Here is a 15,709-nt window from a genome sequence, read left to right on the forward strand (position 1 = left end):
GCTGCTCTGAGGTAGAATTCATGTCGGGCAAGGTGGCGTTTTTGTTGATAGCTGTGTTTCTAGATAACTCACATTTTATCAATCACTTACGGCATTCTTGCCCTTTTTTATGCAAAATTCAGGCTAGTAGTTTCTGGTAAAAAGGCGGGCCCGGGTTAACTTTAAACGTATAGTTATTACTATGTTTTATTACTTTGAGGAATCGTAACTTCGTGTAATAATAGAATGTATTACTTTACAGAATCGGTTTTACGCCGGTTTCACCATGACAGGCGCTGCGATCCGCGCCTGCGCGCCCGCGCCTCCCATGGCCCACTTTGCACGCCACTTTTCTTGTCCCACGATGACGATATACGACCTCAAGCCACGCTTCCAGGCGCTCCTGCGCCCCTTCACCAGCTGGCTGTTTCGCCGCTCGGTCACGGCCAACATGGTCACCGTGGCGGCCATGCTGGCCTCGGTGGCCTATGGCGCATGGATGCTGTTGGCCGGCTCCACCCTGCCCTACCTGCTGCTGCCGCTGTTCATGCTGGCGCGCATGGCGCTGAATGCGGTCGACGGCATGCTGGCGCGCGAGCACGGGCAGCAGAGCAAACTGGGTGCCGTGCTCAATGAAGTCGGCGACCTGATCGCCGACGCCGCCCTCTTGGCGCCGTTCGCCGCGCTGGCGGGGGTCAATCCGCAACTGGTGTACGCGGTGATTTACCTGTCCACGCTGACCGAATTCATCGGCGTGGTGGGGCAGACCACCGGCGCCGGACGGCGCTACGACGGCCCGTCCGGCAAGAGCGACCGCGCTTTCCTGTTCGGCCTGCTCGGCCTGCTGATCGGCACCGGCGTGCCGGTCCTGCCTTACCTCAATCCGGTGCTGATCCTCATGCTGGTCCTGCTGGCGCTGACCTGCTGGAACCGCGCCCGGCGCGCCGCCGCCGGTGCGCCCTGATCGACCTTCTCCGACACATGCCCTCCCACATCCAGGACCCTGACCGATGACCATTGATCACAGCAGCACCAGCAACAACAGTAGCAGCAGCGCCAACACCGTCCGCGCCTGCCAGGAATGCGGCTTCGACAGCTTCGACGGGACGCGCCTGTTCTACCGCTACTGGCCCGGCGCCGCCACCAGCGGCCAGCGCGCCGTGGTGCTGTTTCACCGCGGGCACGAACACGGCGGCCGCGTGGCGCACCTGGTCGACGAACTCAAATTGCCCGAATTCGCCTTCTTCGCCTGGGATGCGCGCGGTCTGGGCCGATCAAGCGGCGAACGCGGCTACGCCGACAGCATGGCCACCCTGATCAAGGACATGGACGCCTTCATCACCCACATCGGCGCCACCTACGCCATCGCCCCGAGCGAGCTGGCGGTGATCGCGCAAAGCGTGGGCGCGGTGGTGGCCTCGGCCTGGGTGCACGACTACGCACCGGCGATCCGCGCCCTGGTGCTGGCCTCGCCCGCCTTCAAGGTCAAGCTGTACGTGCCGCTGGCCCGTCCCGGCCTGGCGCTGCTGCAAGCCTTGCGCGGCAAGTTCTTTGTCAATTCCTACGTCAAGGCCAAGTTCCTGACGCACGATCCAGCCCGCATCGCATCCTACAACGCCGACCCGCTGATCACGCGCCCGATCGCCGTCAACATCCTGCTCGGCCTGTACGACACCGGCGAACGCGTGGTGGCCGACGCCGGCGCCATCACCGTGCCGACCCAGCTGCTGATCTCCGGCGCCGACTGGGTGGTGCATCACGGCCCGCAGCACGCCTTTTTTGAGCGCCTGGGCAGCCCGGTCAAGGAAAAGCATGTGCTCGACGGCTTTTATCACGACACCCTGGGCGAGCTCGATCGCGCCAAGGCGGTCGACCTGGCGCGCGCCTTCATCGTGCGCCAGTTCGCCGCGCCCGCCTCGGTACCGAGCCTGCTCGACGCCGACAAGCACGGCCTGACCAAGACCGAATTCGACAACATCAGCCGCCCGCCATCATCAAGCCTGGCCAGCGCCTACTGGGCCATGTCGCGCTTCTGGATCGGGGTCGGCGCCAAGCTGTCGGAGGGACTGCGCATCGGCGCCGACACCGGCTACGACTCCGGCACCACGCTCGACTATGTATACCGCAACAAGGCCACCGGCGTGCCGCTGCTGGGCACCCTGGTCGACCGCATCTATCTGAACAGCGTCGGCTGGCGCGGCATCCGCGTGCGCAAAGTGCACGCCGAACGCCTGATCGCCAGCGCCATCGCGCGCCTGGAAGCGGCTGCCACGCCTGTACGCATCGTCGACATCGCCGCCGGCCACGGCCGCTACATCCTGGAAGCGCTGGCGCCGCAGCAGCAGCGGGTCGAGCAGATCCTGCTGCGCGACTACAGCCAGCTCAATGTCGACGGCGGTTCGCGCCTGATCGAATCGATGGGCCTGGCCGGGCGCGCGCGCTTCGTGCTGGGCGACGCCTTCGACCGCGGCTCGCTGGCCACGCTCACGCCGCGCCCGACCCTGGCGGTGGTCTCGGGCCTGTACGAACTGTTCCCCGACAACGCCCTGATCCGCGCTTCGCTGGCGGGCCTGGCCGAAGCGGTCGACGAAGGCGGCTACCTGGTCTACACCGGCCAGCCATGGCATCCGCAGCTCGAACTGATCGCGCGCTCGCTGACCAGCCACCGCCAGGGCCAGGCCTGGGTCATGCGCCGCCGCACCCAGGGCGAGATGGACCAGCTGGTGGCCGACGCCGGCTTCGAGAAGGTCGACCAGTTCACCGACGAATGGGGCATTTTCACCGTCTCGCTGGCACGCCGCACCGGCGCGGCCGTGCGTTAAATGGTGGCCCTGATGGCGGCTCCTGCAACGCCGCAGGGAGAGCCGCGGCCATGGCGCCGCGCCTGCGTCTGGCTGGCCTTCCTCGGCCCCTTCTTCTTCCTGACCTACGGGCTGGCCAACTGGTGGAGCGCCAGCCTGCCGCACGTGGGCAGCCTGGCCTTCGCATGGGAACGGCATATCCCGTTCTGGGACTGGACCATCCTGCCATACATGTCGATCGACGCCTTTTATGCGGTCTCGCTGTTCATGTGCGTCACCAAGGCCGAGCTCGACACCCACGCGAAGCGGCTGCTGATGGCCACCTGCGTGTCGGTGCTGTTCTTTTTCCTGTTCCCGCTGCGCTTTTCCTTCGACCGGCCCGAGACCACCGGCTTTAACGGCGCCTTGTTTACCGCGCTGGCCGGATTCGACAAGCCGTTCAACCAGGCGCCGTCGCTGCATATCAGCCTGCTGGTGCTGCTGTGGCTGGTCTACGGGCGCCACTTGCGCGGCGTGGGTCTATGGCTGCTGCACGCCTGGTTCTTCCTGATCGGCGTATCGGTGCTCACCACCTTCCAGCACCACGCGATCGACATCGTCGGCGGCCTGCTGGTGGCGGTGGCCTGCGTCTACGTGTTTCCGGACGCCCCGCACGGCTGGCAACGCGCACCCGTCCCCGGCGCGCGCGGCAAGCCGCTGGCGCTGTTCTACGGCATCGGCGGCGCGGCTCTGTGGGCGGCGGCGGCCCTGCTGGGCGGCTGGGCCTGGCTACTGACATGGCCCGGCACCGCCTTGCTGCTGGTGGCGCTGGCCTACAGCCACTTCGGCGTCAACGTGTTCCAGAAACACGGCGGGCGCACCAGCTGGGCCGCGCGCACCCTGCTGCTGCCCTACCAGCTGGGCGCCTGGACCTCGTCGCGCTGGTTCACCCGCGCCATCCCGGCGCGCGCCGAAGTGGTGCCGGGTGTGTGGATCGGGCGCGTACCCGGGCGCGAAGCGCTGGCCGACATGGCGGTGCTCGACCTGACCGCCGAATTCCACGCCGCGCCGCACAAGCGCAGGCATTACGAGAGCGTGCCGATGCTCGACCTGCGCGCCCCTTCGCGCGCCCAGCTCGACGCCGCCATCGACGCCCTCGAACGCCTGCACGCGCAGGCGCCGGTGCTGGTGCACTGCGCGCTGGGCTACTCGCGCAGCGCGCTGGTGATCGCCGGCTGGCTGCTGCGCCGGGGCCTGGCGGCCGACGCCGCGCAGGCGCTGTCCATGCTGCGTCAGGCGCGCCCGCAAGTGGTGCTGAACCAGGCGCAATTAACTTTGCTGGAAACCCGCGCCCATGGCTGATCCACTCCCGCGCGAGCAAGCCACGGCGGCCGGCGTGATGGCGTCATTTCTGCGCGTGGGCGCCCCGGTCGACCATGCCTCGTCGCTGCTGCTGGCGCTGGGCGTGCTGTGCGCGCTGCTGGGCCAGGTGACGCCGCCGGCGGCGGTGCTGGCCCTGCTGCTTGGCCTGGGCGAAAAATATTTTGCCTGGCGCGCCGCGCTCGACGCCGACCTGTTCGCCGTGCTGGCACACAACCCCGGCCACGAGGCCGCCTTCGACGCCGCCCTGGGCGCCTGCATGGGCCGCAGCACGCCTTTACCGCAGCGCACGCTGGCGCAGCGCTGGCAGGGCGCGCGCCGCTTCCTGCTGTGGCAAATCGGACTTGTACTGGCGCAAGCGCTGCTGCTGGCCGCCGTGCTGCTTTTGGGGTAGTGTACGTTCTTCCTCAGCCTGTTTCCGGTGCAAGAAACATGAACAAAGACACGCTGGCCAAAGAACTGGAAAGCCATCTGCGCGCGGTTGCCGCCGAGCGCGAGGCGGCGCGCCGCGATCCGGCCCTGCAGGCGGCGCGCACGGCAGTCAAGCGCTACCAGTCGGCGCGCCTGGCGGCTACCCACCCCGACCTGCTTGCAGCGCCCGACACGCGCGAGGCGGCCGCGTTCTTTCTCAACGATATCTACGGCGCCCACGATCTGGGGCAGCGCGAGGCCGACCTCGAACGCATCGTGCCCAGCCTGCAACGGCTGCTGCCGGCGGAATCGCTGCACACCATCACCGGCGCCATCGCGCTCGATGCGCTGACCGAAAAGCTCGACACGGGCCTGGCACGCGTGCTGGGCGCGCAGTTCGATGAACAGGCGTACCTGATGGCCTACCGCAGCGCCAGCGGGCCCGAGGACCGCGCGCGCCAGCTCAACCTGGTGCAGCAGCTGGGCGATTCGCTATGCACGCTGGTGCGCATTCCGCTCCTGTCGCTGACCCTGTCGGTGATGCGCGGACCAGCCAAGCTGGCCGGCGTGAGCGAGCTGCACCAGTTCCTCGAACGCGGCTTCGGCAGCTTCAAGAAAATGAAGAAGCCGGCCCGCTTTGTCGACACCATCGTCGGGCGCGAACGGCGTGCCATGGGGCATATCTACGCGGGGCGCAAGGACCCGTTCGATGTGTTTTAACTTCGAGGGCTTGACTTCGACCATTTGTGAGCGATGGACGAGGGAAGGCAAGCCCGATGGGTAGTCGATGATTGATCCGCTCGTTGCAGCCAGGTTCATCATGACAGTAATAGCATCCGGGCTTACGAAGGCCATTGCAGGATTTTCCGATCTGTTTTCCAAGCGTGCTTGGACACTGGTACAGGCCCTGTTGACAGGCGCCATCCTGGCCGTTGGAGCGCGTACGGTCAGTGCCGTACTACGCGTCATGGATTTGCCCCATGAGCGGAAATTCCAGGAATATCATCGCGTTCTCAATCGCGTCAAATGGCCGACGCCGGCGGCAAGTCGGCGCTTGCTGGAGCTGCTGGTCGAAGCGTTTGTACCCGGCGGCACCATTGCTCATGGCGCTGGACGATACCATTGGGGACCTCGAAAAACCTGCTGCGCGGCGCAATTTTCGTCCTGCGATGCTCACCGCACCTTCGTACGGCTCCGCTTCTCGGGCGAAACTTGCACCGCTCGCTACGGTTTTTCGAGGTCCCCCATTGAGCGGCGGCGCGGCGCCAAGATCGCTGCCCAAGGCATTTACCGCGATCCGGTGCGCTCGAGTCACCGTCATTTCGTCGAGGCGAGCGGCTTGCGCTGGCTGTGCCTGATGCTGATAGCGCCGATCCCGTGGGCGAAGCGGTGCTGGGCGCTGCCGTTCTGCTCCGTGTTGGCGCCGTCCGAGCGCTATTACCTCCAGCGTGGACGACGTCCCAACAAGCTTACCGATCGCGCCCGGCAGTTGTTGCTGATGATCAGGCACTGGCTTGGAGAATGGTGGCGATACGCCGGTTCGGAGAGGGCTGGTCGCCACTGAGGGACACCCTCGACTAAGTACTGGCCTGCCGCACAGCGACATCGACGACCTACCGCCGTTTCGACGGATCAACACAGCCTGAGTTCGGGGCGGGAGATGGTGGCGTTGGACGCTGACGATCCTGATCGGCGCGCTGCGGTCGATCGCGGCGAGCACTTCGCGCCGATAAATGGCGAGCTGGTCTTCTGTCATCCTGCGCGGGTCGCCCGTTGCGTCACGTCAGGACTGCTCCGTGAATCATCGAGGCGCACATCTTTGACGAAGCGCGTGGACGCGAACCCGCTCGTTCCCTGAGCTTGCCAAGCTGTTTATCGGCGAATTTTAGGGCTCCGGAATATTGCCTGGCGCCTTTGCGAAGTGCAGCACAGCGTCACGCATGGCCAGCGCGATCTCTGTGGCTTGCGCCTCGTCATGCACCGCTCTGGCTATCTGAACACCACCACTGAGCATGGCCAGCATCGCCCAAGCGCGCGGCCTGCGCTCGCTTTTACCTAGGTGCGTCAATCCCGTTTCTATCGTGGACACTACCCTTTCAATGCCCTGTTGGTACACCACACGCACTTGTTCATTACCGCGAGCAACCTCGCACGTAAGCCCGGGTACAGCGCAGCCGCCCGCGAGATTCATCCGGTGCTCACGGCTAAAGTAATAGTCCACGAGCGCGACAAGCCAGTCACTGTGCTTTTCGGCAATGGCAAGCTCTGCCGTGTGCTGAAAGTCCTTCAATCCAGCGTCGACCGCCGCTTCAAATGCCGCAGCCTTCGACGAAAAATGCTTGTAAAAAGCTCCAGATGTCACGCCCGCCTCTTGGGCCAAGCCGTCTACACCTGCACCGCCATAGCCGTCCAGGCGAAACGCACGCCCAGCCGCAGCGAGGATGTTGGCCGCTGTTTGGCGTTTCTGCTCAGGCGTGTAGCGCATGAATACCCCTTCGAAATCAAAGCAAACGTCATTGTACTTGACAGGATAACGATCGTCATCTAATGTTAGATCACGGTCGTTATCCAATGGCTGCGCTGATGTAAAGACATCAGGTTCAACTCATATTCTAGGAATATTCACATGCCACTCACACTCACACTCACGGAAGGCGTCCTATCTCAGAGCGCCGTGAAGCAAGCCATCGCTGAGCTCACCGCCTCGTTCCTGGAGCATCACGGGATGTCTGGAAACAATGTCATGACGCCAAACGTTACAGCTCACGTGAACATCCTGCCGAAGGGCTTGACGTTCTCCGGAGGAAAGGAAGTTGACGGCGCCTGGTTTGAAACGAAGACTCCGTCATTTGCGCTTGCCGATAACAAGATCCAGGCTAGCTTCTTCAACGCAGCCACCAAAATCATTCATGACCTTTCCGGCAGGAAGCTGCCCAAGGAACGAATTTGGGCAAACGGCGTGCATGCGGTCGACGGTACGTGGAACATCAACGGGGTTCCGTTGACCAATGCCGCGATAGGCGAAGCCGTTTCAAAGGGCTGAGCCTGTCGGTGAAGCCGTCTCCATGCGGTGCTGATCGCGTGGAATTGAAAGACTTCCGGGAGCCATAGACAAGTCATTTGTTTTTGCTCCCATCAAATGAAATGCAAAAGGAGCACGAATGAAGAACTTATCCGCGCCCCCTGTGTCAAACTGCTGCGGGAGAACTTCATCACTCGAATGAAGGAAGTTGATACCCACATCGAATCGAAAATGACACCAGCCGCTGGACACGCCATCTAGCGGACCAAGCAACTCTCCCAGCAGTGGTCCACGCAGCGCCCATACCGTATCGCACAGCGTCGACGTTACGACCCCGTCCACATTGCCATCGTCACCAATGCAGTACAGCGTGGGATACAGGAAGTCATCCTTCAAACGCGTGACTTCCGCCACGATCTTCTTCATCGCCAGCTTCTCCGCGGCGATCCACATCCAGGATACCGCGCAGGACCAGCCAGACCAGGTGATCGGCCAGCGCCGGATACCCGGCCAGTTCGCCATACCGGGGATGCGCCAGCGCGCGGCTGGCCTGGTGAGGGGTGATCAGGCCGCTCTGCCGGGGAACGACAATGGGACTTGTTGACGACTCAGCGGACATGACTGCTCGGCGCAATGTTAATTTCCCACTTTACAACATGATCAAACGTTGCTCCACATCAACGCTACCACGCGCTTCAGAAATCACATTGACACAAAGCCATAAAAATGATCAAATTAACAATTTCAATACATCAACTTTCAGGATGAGCATGAAGATTTTCGCCGGCACCCTCCTCGCCGCCTTGTTTGCGACGGGCAGCGCCAACGCCCAGGTACTCACCTTCGATTTCACCGCCAAAGTGGAATCGATGTACGAATATGATGGTAGCAACATCGCCATCGTCACGTCGAGCACCCTGTCGGGAGCGGACGTTGTCAACGGCGACAGCGTGCACGGACAATTTTCCTTCGATCTGGGCACACCGCTGTCGACCACGCTCCAGTTCCCGCAACCTGCAAACGGTAGCGATCTGACATACCAGGGCCCCCAGATCCAGGCAACCATCTCCTTCGACCGGCCCGCTTACACCTTCACCACCGACAACTCTGGCTTATCGATGATCGTGGTAAAGGACGCAATGGCATCCAACTACGACGGGTTCGTCTTGCTTGCCAACTCATATACCCCCGGAATGACGGCAATGCGTTCGATTCAGGTATCTCTTTTCGATGCTTCCGGGAATGCCATTTCCGGCCCATCCATTCCCAGGTCGCTACCGCTGTCCGCATTCGATGAGGCCACGATCAAGTACAACTGGCTGCGCCTGTCCGACGGCGCTCAGTTCGGCGCCACCGCCGTCATCACCTCGCTGACGCCAGTGGTAACGTCGCCGGTGCCGGAGCCGTCGGCCTACGCCATGTTCGCCGCCGGCCTGCTGGCCCTTGGCGCCATTGCCCGTCGCAAAGCAGCTGCTCAGCGCTAAGTCGAGCCGGCCAGACGTTGCCCTGGTCCGCAGACTTATCGCGCCGGACGCGGGGCCGCGATGGCCGCCGCGTATTCCCATTTGAAATATTCGCCGGTCCGCCAGGCGCCGGTGTATTCGTTATGCTCGAAGCTAAACTCGCCCTCGTGCAGGGTGGAACCGCCGCCATTGCCCATGCGCAGCGGGTCGTTGCGTTCGATCAGCAGGCGGCAGCTGTAGCGCTGGAGCACCACCACGGCGCGACAGGGCGCGACCGGTTCGAGATCGGCGATTTCACCGCGCAGTTCCCGGCTGGACAAGGCCCATCGGCCGGGGTAATTCCGGCGCGCCAGGCGCTGGCGATGCTCGGCCGCGCGCAGATCGCCCTGCGGCATGATCGACTTGATCCCGTCGCGCATGGCCGACTCAAGCGCGGCGCGCGTCATCGGATACACCAGGTCGGCCGCCTTGTCATTGGCGCCGGGGCGGCCGAAGCGCGTCTGCACGATCACCGGATCGGCCTGCACCAGCACCAGGTCGTCCTCCTTGTCCTTGGCCAGGGTAAAGGCGAACGCAACGGCCTTGCCGCCGATGCTCGCCGTGGCGCCGCACCCGCGCACCCCTGTCCGGCGAAGATAGCCGACCTCGCGGATGCCGGCCAGCGTCGCCCCGGCGCCACGCGGCAGCATGTCCTCGATCCTGGCGCGCACCGTCCAGCCATCGCAGGCGGGCAGCGCGTTGACCTCGCGCCAGATCAGGCCCAAGCCGATCACCACGCCCAGCGGCACGCCCAAAAACAGCGACAGCTGGAACCAGAACGGCTTCGGACGCGCATTGCGCGCGGCCGCGCTGCGCCGCGTCGGCGCGCGGGCGGCGAACCTGGCCACGGCTTCTTCCAGGATGGCCATGCGCCTTGCGCTACCACGGGTGAGCTCGCGCACGGCGTCGAAGCGCTGGCGCGTCATCAAGCCCTCGTCCACCATCCGCACCAGCACCTCGCCCGGCGAGCTCAAGGGTTTCTCGAAACCGACGGCCTCCAGTACGGCCGCGCGCTGGTCCGCCAGCGCCAGGTCTTCGCGCACCAGCTGATCGAACCAGACCCCGTTGGCGTCCATGCAGAACAACTCGCATTGTTCCAGCGCCTGGCCGAGCATGTTGCGGTCGCTGGCCAGCTCCAGGGTGTCAAAGGCGGCGACCAGTTGCTCCGCCGCTACCAGCCCATGTTGCGTCAGCCACGCCAGCGGCGCGACCAGAGTCGGGCTGGCCGACAATTCCCGCCCCGCGGGTCGTGCCATGGCGTCACGGTATTGCCTGCCGTTGATCAGGCCGATGCGCTGCAGGTAGGCGAAACAACAGCCCTGGCGCGGCGCGCTCACCGGCCGTCCGCGCGCGCCTTGAGGATATGGCGGGCGATGCCGCGCAGGATGTTGACTTCCTCGGTCTCGAGCTGGGTGCGCGAAAACAGGCGTTTCAGGCGCGGCATGAGCTTTTTGGGATTGTCGGCGTCGAGAAAGCCGATCGCCACCAGCGCTTGTTCAAGATGCGCATACATGCCCTCGACCTGGTCCAGGCTGGCGGAATCGCCATGAAAGCCGATCGCGCTCGGCGCCGCCACGCCGGTGTCGCCGGCCACCCGGCATTCGTAGGCCAGCACCTGGGCCGCCTGGGCCAGGTTGAGCGAGGAATAGTCGGGATTGGCGGGGATATTGATCAGCACATTGCACTGCTCGACGATCTGGTTCGGCAAACCGAAGCGCTCGTTGCCGAAAATGAGCGCGGCCGACAAGTCGCCCTGCCCCGCCACATGCCCGGCAAAGGCGCGCGGCGTCCACACCGGCGGCGAGAATTCGCGCAGGCGCGCCGAGACGGCGGCGGCGAAATTGCAGCCTTCCAGGGCCTGGCCGATGCTGCCGACGATGCGCGCCCCTTCCAGCACATCCTGGGCGCCGCTGGCGAACGCCACCGCTTCCGGGTCTTGCAAGGCATCCGGAAAGCGCGGATTGACCAGCACCAGATCGGTAAATCCCATGGTTTTGATGGCGCGCGCCGCCGCGCCGATATTGCCGGCGCGGCTGGTCTCGACCAGGACAAATCGGAGGCGTTTGAAAACAGACGTGTTGATTTCGGGCGTGTTCATTTAAAATAGCGCTATCGCGCAGTGGCGGATGAGTAAAAACAGGGCTGACAAGCCCGCGATTTTAACCAGTTCGCCGCCGCACCGCTCTTTAATTCATTCTTGTTCATTACCGTTCGCTGCGCCCAAGGGGGCGCCGTGGGCGTTAGCGTTCTTTTAACGGAAGCTCTACATGCACCCAATGCTCAATACGGCGATCAAGGCAGCTCGCCGCGCCGCCACCGTGATCCAGCGCGCGTCCTTCGACGTCGACCGGATCAGTGTTACTGAAAAACAACACAACGATTTCGTCACCGATGTCGACCAGGCGGCCGAACAGGCGATCATCGAAACCTTGCTCAAAGCCTATCCCGACCATGCGATCCTGGCCGAGGAGTCGGGTGCATCCGCCAACCTGAACGACGAGAGCGAATTCGCCTGGATCATCGACCCGATCGATGGCACCACCAATTTCATGCACGGCTATCCCAACTATTGCGTCTCGATCGCGCTGGCCCAGCGCGGCATCGTCACGCAGGCCGTGATCTACGATCCGGTGCGTAACGATCTGTACACCGCCTCCAAGGGCGCCGGCGCCTACCTGAACGACAAGCGCATCCGCGTGACCAAGCACGACCGCCTGGCCAACACCCTGCTGTGCTCCGGCCATGCCGCCGGTCCGCGCGCCCTGAGCGAATACATGAAAATGTACGGCGTCGTCGCCGAGCGTTGCCAGGCCGTGCGCAGCGCCGGTTCGGCCGCGCTGGAACTGGCCAACGTGGCCGCCGGGCGCAGCGACGGTTTCTACGAAAAGGGCCTGAAAGCCTGGGATATCGCCGCCGGCTCGCTGCTGGTGACGGAAGCGGGCGGCATCGTCGGCGAGTTCAACGGCGAGTCCGACTACCTGCACAAGGGCGACATCATCGCCGCCAGCCCCAAGGTCTTTGGCCAGATGGTCACGCTGTTGGCGCCTTTCGCGTAAAATACTGTACTAAGCTGTCCAGGAGGCCGTGTAAGGCCTCCGCTTTCCCTCCGCCAGGCTTAACAAGCTGCACGTGAAATTTCCACAGCGAAACCTATTTCTGTTAAATTTAGCATCGCTGTGTATGCTGCAATGTCGGGTGGCACCGTTTCCAGTGCCTTTGCCACCACGATTTTCTAATATTGATTGCCTGCGACTGGCGCTTTTTGCATGAGCGACGGGCCGATCTCCACCATAAAGTTATCATGTCATTTTCTAAACTCGGCCTGTCCGATGCTATCGTTCGTGCCGTAACCGAACACGGTTACACCGTCCCGACCCCGATCCAGACCCAGGCGATTCCCGCCGTGCTGAACGGCGGCGACCTGCTGGCGGGCGCACAAACCGGCACCGGCAAGACCGCCGGTTTTACCCTGCCGATCCTGAACCGCCTCTCGACCGATGCGGTCGGCGCGGCCCAGAGCAGCAAAACGTCGACCCGCTCGGTGCGCGCACTGATCCTGACCCCGACCCGCGAACTGGCGGCCCAGGTCGAGGAAAGCGTGCGCGTGTACGGCAAGTACACCAATCTGAACTCGGCCGTGATTTTCGGCGGCGTCGGCATCAATCCGCAGATCAAGCAGCTCAAGCACGGCGTCGACATCCTGGTGGCAACGCCAGGCCGCCTGCTGGACCACATGGAACAGCGTACGGTCGACCTGTCGAAGGTCGAAATCCTGATCCTGGACGAAGCCGACCGCATGCTCGACATGGGTTTCATCCGCGACATCAAAAAAGTGCTGGCCGCCCTGCCGCCGAAGCGCCAGAACCTGCTGTTCTCGGCCACCTTCTCGGAAGAGATCAAGGCCCTGGCCGATGGCTTGCTGAACAAGCCGGCCATGATCGAAGTGGCGCGCCGCAATTCGACGGTCGAAGTCATTTCGCAAAAGATCCACCCGGTCGACCGCGACAAGAAGCATCCGATGCTGTCGCACCTGATCAAGTCGAACAAATGGACCCAGGTGCTGGTGTTTACCCGCACCAAGCACGGCGCCAACAAGCTGGTCGAACAGCTCGGCGCGGATGGCATCGGCGCCATGGCGATCCACGGCAACAAGAGCCAGTCGGCGCGCACCAAGGCGCTGTCGGAATTCAAGGATGGCGCGCTGCAAGTGCTGGTCGCGACCGACATCGCCGCGCGCGGTATCGATATCGACCAGTTGCCGCACGTGGTCAACTACGACCTGCCGAACATTCCTGAAGACTATGTGCACCGTATCGGCCGTACCGGCCGCGCCGGCGCCACCGGCGAAGCCGTGTCGCTGGTCTGCGTGGACGAGCACGACATGCTCAAGGATATCGAAAAGCTGATCAAGCAAACCCTGCCGCGCCAGATCATCGCCGGTTTCGAGCCGGACCCGACCGCGCGCGCACAGCCGGTGCAGCTGCGTAGCGGCGCGCCGGGCCATGGCGGCCGTGGCGGCCGCTCCGGCGGCGGCCAAGTGGTCAAGGTCGGCGGCGGCGGTGGCCGTGCGCCAGCCAAGCCACGCAGCGCCGGCGGCGGTGGTGGCGGTGGGACGGCTGGCGCGCGCGGTCCGCGTCCGGCGGCGCCGCATCGCTCTGGTGGCCGTGGCCGCTAAGTAATGGTGCAAGCAGTCCGGCTCTGCGCAGCCGGACTGCCTGCCTCGGCGCGTGGCCATCAAATAGCCCATCGGCAACGACAGGCGAAAATTGATGCCCACGCGCCTTAAAAACGGATATACTTGCGTACTCAAACATTTATACCGCATTACTAAAGGAGATCGCAATGAATGAACTCAATTCCCACGCCGAACTGTGCCTGCGCATGGCGCGCGCCAACGCAGCCCTGCTGCGCCGTTTCGACAACTCGCTGGGCGGGCACCATGGCATCAGCTTTTCCGACTTCCAGATCCTCAACCACCTGAGCCGCGCGCCGGGCGCACGCCTGCGCCGGGTCGACCTGGCCGAACGGCTCGGCCTGACCGCCTCGGGCATCACGCGCAGCCTGCTGCCGCTGGAAAAGATCGGCCTGGTCACGCGCGAAGCCGACCCGCGCGACGCCAGAGTCGGCTTTGCCGTGATCACCCCCGCCGGGCAGGAACTGGCGCTGCACGCCAGCGATGTCGTCGACCTGATCAGCCGTGAAGCGCTGCGCCCGTTCGCGCCGGACCAGCTCGAAGCGATGTCGGCCATCCTGGGCCAGATCGCCGGCATCAACCTGAGCAACAGCTAAGCCATGGACGATCCTCAACAAGCCCGCTCGGCCCTGCTGCGCGAGCCGAATTTCCGCTGGATGATGGGCGGCGCCATCATCTCGGCCCTGGGCGACCAGTTCACCATGATCGCCCTGCCCTGGCTGGTGCTGGTGAGCACCGGCGACCCGCTCAAGATGGGGCTGGTGATCGCCCTGATGAGCGTGCCGCGCGCCATCTTCATCCTGCTCGGCGGCGCCCTGGTCGACCGCTACTCGCCCAAGTCGATGCTGATGATCAGCAAGTACGTGAATACCGTCTTGCTGGGCGTGCTGGCGGTCATGGTGTTCAGCGGCCACATGGAACTGATGCCGATCAGCGCGCTGGCGCTGGCGATCGGTTTCGCCTCGGCCTTCAGCATTCCGGCCGGCACCTCGATGCTGCCGAACGTGGTGGCGCCGGCCCAACTGCCAATGGCCAACGGCATCATGATGGGAATCCGCCAGGTCACCATGCTGGCCGGGCCGCTGCTGGCCGGCATGCTGATCGCGCTGTTCGGCGATGGCAGCCGCGCTGGCGGAAACGGCAGCGCGGCCGGCATCGGGATCGCCTTCGCGCTCGACAGCGCCAGCTTCCTGCTGTCGGCCTGGACCTTGTCCAGGGTGCGCCTGCTGCACGCGGCCCCGAAGGCGGCGCCGGAGCCGGTGCTGCGCGCGGTTGGCGCCGGCATTGGCATGGTGTGGAACGACATGGCGTTGCGCACCAGCATGCTGTACTGGGGCCTGTGTGCGTTCGTGGTGGGCGGCGCCATGCAGGTGGCGCTGCCGGTACTGGCCAGCACCGTGCTGCACGGGGCGTCGGCGCTGGGCCTGATCATGGGCGTGCATGGGGCCGGCAGCCTGGCGGGGATGGCGCTCAGCGGTGTGCTGGGCAAGTTCAGGGTACGCAATTTCGGCACCACGGTGCTGCTGGTCGATGTGCTGGTCGGGCTGCTGCTGATCCCGCTCGGGCTGGTGCTGGCTACCTGGCAGGCGGCGGCCCTGCTGCTGGTGATCGGCGTGCTGGGCGGCTTCATGCAGGTGGCGGTGTTCAGCTGGCTGCAGCAACGCGTGCCGCGCGCCATGCTGGGACGGGCGATGAGCATTTTCATGTTCATTTTTATGGGCGTGGCACCGCTGTCGGCGGCGCTGACCGGCTGGCTGCTGCAATACACCACCCTGGCGCAGCTGTTCGGCGGCGCCGGATTGTTCCTGGTGGGGGCGGCGCTGCTGGCCTGGCTGCTCACGCCGATGGGGACGATTGCGGATGGGGCAATGCCGCCGGCGCAGAGGTAAATTGGCGGGCACGGCCGTGACTTCCTGCAGTGCTCGCCCCCTTTTACTGTGCT

17 protein-coding genes are annotated in these 15,709 nt (G+C 64.2%); 12 read left to right on the plus strand and 5 right to left on the minus strand.

Annotation, left to right across the window (positions count from 1 at the left end):
* The first annotated feature begins 343 nt into the window (after positions 1-343).
* The 6 genes from F2P45_RS30755 (at position 344) to F2P45_RS35770 (ending at position 6,114) form a co-directional block, all read left to right on the plus strand.
* The gene (locus tag F2P45_RS30755; RefSeq protein WP_166882028.1) at positions 344-943 is read left to right on the plus strand and encodes a CDP-alcohol phosphatidyltransferase family protein; all 600 of its coding nucleotides are present in this window, start codon (positions 344-346) and stop codon (positions 941-943) included.
* 46 nt (positions 944-989) lie between these two features.
* Complete coding sequence (locus F2P45_RS30760) at positions 990-2,801, plus strand: bifunctional alpha/beta hydrolase/class I SAM-dependent methyltransferase (RefSeq protein WP_166882029.1); 1,812 nt, start codon at positions 990-992, stop codon at positions 2,799-2,801.
* 12 nt (positions 2,802-2,813) lie between these two features.
* Positions 2,814-4,121, plus strand: coding sequence for a dual specificity protein phosphatase family protein (locus tag F2P45_RS30765; protein ID WP_166882030.1), 1,308 nt, complete (start codon positions 2,814-2,816; stop codon positions 4,119-4,121).
* Positions 4,114-4,533 (plus strand): hypothetical protein, encoded by a 420-nt coding sequence (locus F2P45_RS30770; protein WP_166882031.1) that lies wholly within the window; start codon positions 4,114-4,116, stop codon positions 4,531-4,533. Before F2P45_RS30765 ends, F2P45_RS30770 begins: the two co-directional genes overlap by 8 nt.
* A 38-nt stretch (positions 4,534-4,571) precedes the next feature.
* Positions 4,572-5,270: a DUF8198 family protein gene (locus F2P45_RS30775; RefSeq protein WP_166882032.1), complete on the plus strand. Its 699-nt coding sequence runs from the start codon at positions 4,572-4,574 to the stop codon at positions 5,268-5,270.
* Positions 5,271-5,337: 67 nt separating this feature from the next.
* Positions 5,338-6,114, plus strand: a complete 777-nt coding sequence (locus F2P45_RS35770; RefSeq protein ID WP_223164861.1) for a transposase — start codon at positions 5,338-5,340, stop codon at positions 6,112-6,114.
* A 321-nt stretch (positions 6,115-6,435) separates the two neighbouring features.
* On the opposite strand, the gene F2P45_RS30790 is transcribed toward F2P45_RS35770, so the two are convergent.
* Entirely contained in the window at positions 6,436-7,122 is a 687-nt protein-coding gene (locus F2P45_RS30790; RefSeq protein WP_166882033.1) for a TetR/AcrR family transcriptional regulator, read from the minus strand.
* 54 nt (positions 7,123-7,176) lie between these two features.
* Here F2P45_RS30790 and F2P45_RS30795 point away from each other — a divergent pair, with 54 nt between their 5' ends.
* On the plus strand, positions 7,177-7,593 hold the full coding sequence (locus F2P45_RS30795; protein ID WP_166882034.1) for a 4-oxalocrotonate tautomerase: 417 nt from the start codon (positions 7,177-7,179) through the stop codon (positions 7,591-7,593).
* On the opposite strand, the gene F2P45_RS30800 is transcribed toward F2P45_RS30795, so the two are convergent.
* The gene (locus F2P45_RS30800; protein WP_166882035.1) at positions 7,582-7,998 is read right to left on the minus strand and encodes a hypothetical protein; all 417 of its coding nucleotides are present in this window, start codon (positions 7,996-7,998) and stop codon (positions 7,582-7,584) included. The two genes, F2P45_RS30795 and F2P45_RS30800, sit on opposite strands and share 12 nt — an antisense overlap.
* Positions 7,958-8,191, minus strand: coding sequence for a hypothetical protein (locus F2P45_RS30805; protein WP_166882036.1), 234 nt, complete (start codon positions 8,189-8,191; stop codon positions 7,958-7,960). The genes F2P45_RS30800 and F2P45_RS30805 overlap by 41 nt, the downstream gene beginning before the upstream one ends.
* A gap of 151 nt (positions 8,192-8,342) precedes the next feature.
* Here F2P45_RS30805 and F2P45_RS30810 point away from each other — a divergent pair, with 151 nt between their 5' ends.
* A complete protein-coding gene (locus tag F2P45_RS30810) occupies positions 8,343-9,056 on the plus strand; it encodes a PEP-CTERM sorting domain-containing protein (protein WP_166882037.1) in 714 nt (237 codons plus the stop codon).
* Between the two features lie 35 nt (positions 9,057-9,091).
* Here F2P45_RS30810 and F2P45_RS30815 read toward each other — a convergent pair whose 3' ends face one another.
* Positions 9,092-10,411 carry a hypothetical protein gene (locus tag F2P45_RS30815; RefSeq protein ID WP_166882038.1) on the minus strand — a complete coding sequence of 440 codons (1,320 nt, stop codon included), beginning with the start codon at positions 10,409-10,411 and terminating at the stop codon, positions 9,092-9,094.
* Complete coding sequence (locus F2P45_RS30820; RefSeq protein ID WP_166882039.1) at positions 10,408-11,172, minus strand: RNA methyltransferase; 765 nt, start codon at positions 11,170-11,172, stop codon at positions 10,408-10,410. Before F2P45_RS30820 ends, F2P45_RS30815 begins: the two co-directional genes overlap by 4 nt.
* Before the next feature lie 178 nt (positions 11,173-11,350).
* On the opposite strand from F2P45_RS30820, the gene F2P45_RS30825 reads away from it, so the two are divergent.
* The 4 genes from F2P45_RS30825 to F2P45_RS30840 all read left to right on the plus strand — a co-directional run bounded on the left by F2P45_RS30825 (position 11,351) and on the right by F2P45_RS30840 (position 15,656).
* Positions 11,351-12,130: an inositol monophosphatase family protein gene (locus F2P45_RS30825; protein ID WP_166882058.1), complete on the plus strand. Its 780-nt coding sequence runs from the start codon at positions 11,351-11,353 to the stop codon at positions 12,128-12,130.
* 245 nt (positions 12,131-12,375) lie between these two features.
* A complete protein-coding gene (locus F2P45_RS30830) occupies positions 12,376-13,749 on the plus strand; it encodes a DEAD/DEAH box helicase (RefSeq protein ID WP_166882040.1) in 1,374 nt (457 codons plus the stop codon).
* Positions 13,750-13,916: 167 nt separating this feature from the next.
* Positions 13,917-14,363 (plus strand): MarR family winged helix-turn-helix transcriptional regulator, encoded by a 447-nt coding sequence (locus tag F2P45_RS30835; protein WP_166882041.1) that lies wholly within the window; start codon positions 13,917-13,919, stop codon positions 14,361-14,363.
* A gap of 3 nt (positions 14,364-14,366) precedes the next feature.
* Positions 14,367-15,656, plus strand: coding sequence for an MFS transporter (locus F2P45_RS30840; protein WP_166882042.1), 1,290 nt, complete (start codon positions 14,367-14,369; stop codon positions 15,654-15,656).
* The last annotated feature ends 53 nt before the right edge of the window (positions 15,657-15,709 follow it).

Origin of the sequence: Massilia mucilaginosa, assembly GCF_011682145.1 — a bacterium.
In the GTDB taxonomy this organism is placed as follows: Bacteria; Pseudomonadota; Gammaproteobacteria; order Burkholderiales; family Burkholderiaceae_D; genus Telluria_A; species Telluria_A mucilaginosa.

Excerpts from the sequence above, each read along its gene's own strand:
- F2P45_RS30795 (WP_166882034.1), top strand. The coding sequence starts at position 7,177 with ATGCCACTCACACTCACACTCACGGAAGGCGTCCTATCTCAGAGCGCC.
- F2P45_RS30825 (WP_166882058.1), top strand. The coding sequence starts at position 11,351 with ATGCTCAATACGGCGATCAAGGCAGCTCGCCGCGCCGCCACCGTGATC.
- F2P45_RS30805 (WP_166882036.1), bottom strand. The coding sequence starts at position 8,191 with ATGTCCGCTGAGTCGTCAACAAGTCCCATTGTCGTTCCCCGGCAGAGC.
- F2P45_RS30840 (WP_166882042.1), top strand. The coding sequence starts at position 14,367 with ATGGACGATCCTCAACAAGCCCGCTCGGCCCTGCTGCGCGAGCCGAAT.
- F2P45_RS30755 (WP_166882028.1), top strand. The coding sequence starts at position 344 with ATGACGATATACGACCTCAAGCCACGCTTCCAGGCGCTCCTGCGCCCC.
- F2P45_RS30830 (WP_166882040.1), top strand. The coding sequence starts at position 12,376 with ATGTCATTTTCTAAACTCGGCCTGTCCGATGCTATCGTTCGTGCCGTA.
- F2P45_RS30800 (WP_166882035.1), bottom strand. The coding sequence starts at position 7,998 with ATGAAGAAGATCGTGGCGGAAGTCACGCGTTTGAAGGATGACTTCCTG.
- F2P45_RS30770 (WP_166882031.1), top strand. The coding sequence starts at position 4,114 with ATGGCTGATCCACTCCCGCGCGAGCAAGCCACGGCGGCCGGCGTGATG.
- F2P45_RS35770 (WP_223164861.1), top strand. The coding sequence starts at position 5,338 with ATGATTGATCCGCTCGTTGCAGCCAGGTTCATCATGACAGTAATAGCA.
- F2P45_RS30775 (WP_166882032.1), top strand. The coding sequence starts at position 4,572 with ATGAACAAAGACACGCTGGCCAAAGAACTGGAAAGCCATCTGCGCGCG.
- F2P45_RS30760 (WP_166882029.1), top strand. The coding sequence starts at position 990 with ATGACCATTGATCACAGCAGCACCAGCAACAACAGTAGCAGCAGCGCC.
- F2P45_RS30810 (WP_166882037.1), top strand. The coding sequence starts at position 8,343 with ATGAAGATTTTCGCCGGCACCCTCCTCGCCGCCTTGTTTGCGACGGGC.
- F2P45_RS30765 (WP_166882030.1), top strand. The coding sequence starts at position 2,814 with ATGGCGGCTCCTGCAACGCCGCAGGGAGAGCCGCGGCCATGGCGCCGC.
- F2P45_RS30835 (WP_166882041.1), top strand. The coding sequence starts at position 13,917 with ATGAATGAACTCAATTCCCACGCCGAACTGTGCCTGCGCATGGCGCGC.
- F2P45_RS30820 (WP_166882039.1), bottom strand. The coding sequence starts at position 11,172 with ATGAACACGCCCGAAATCAACACGTCTGTTTTCAAACGCCTCCGATTT.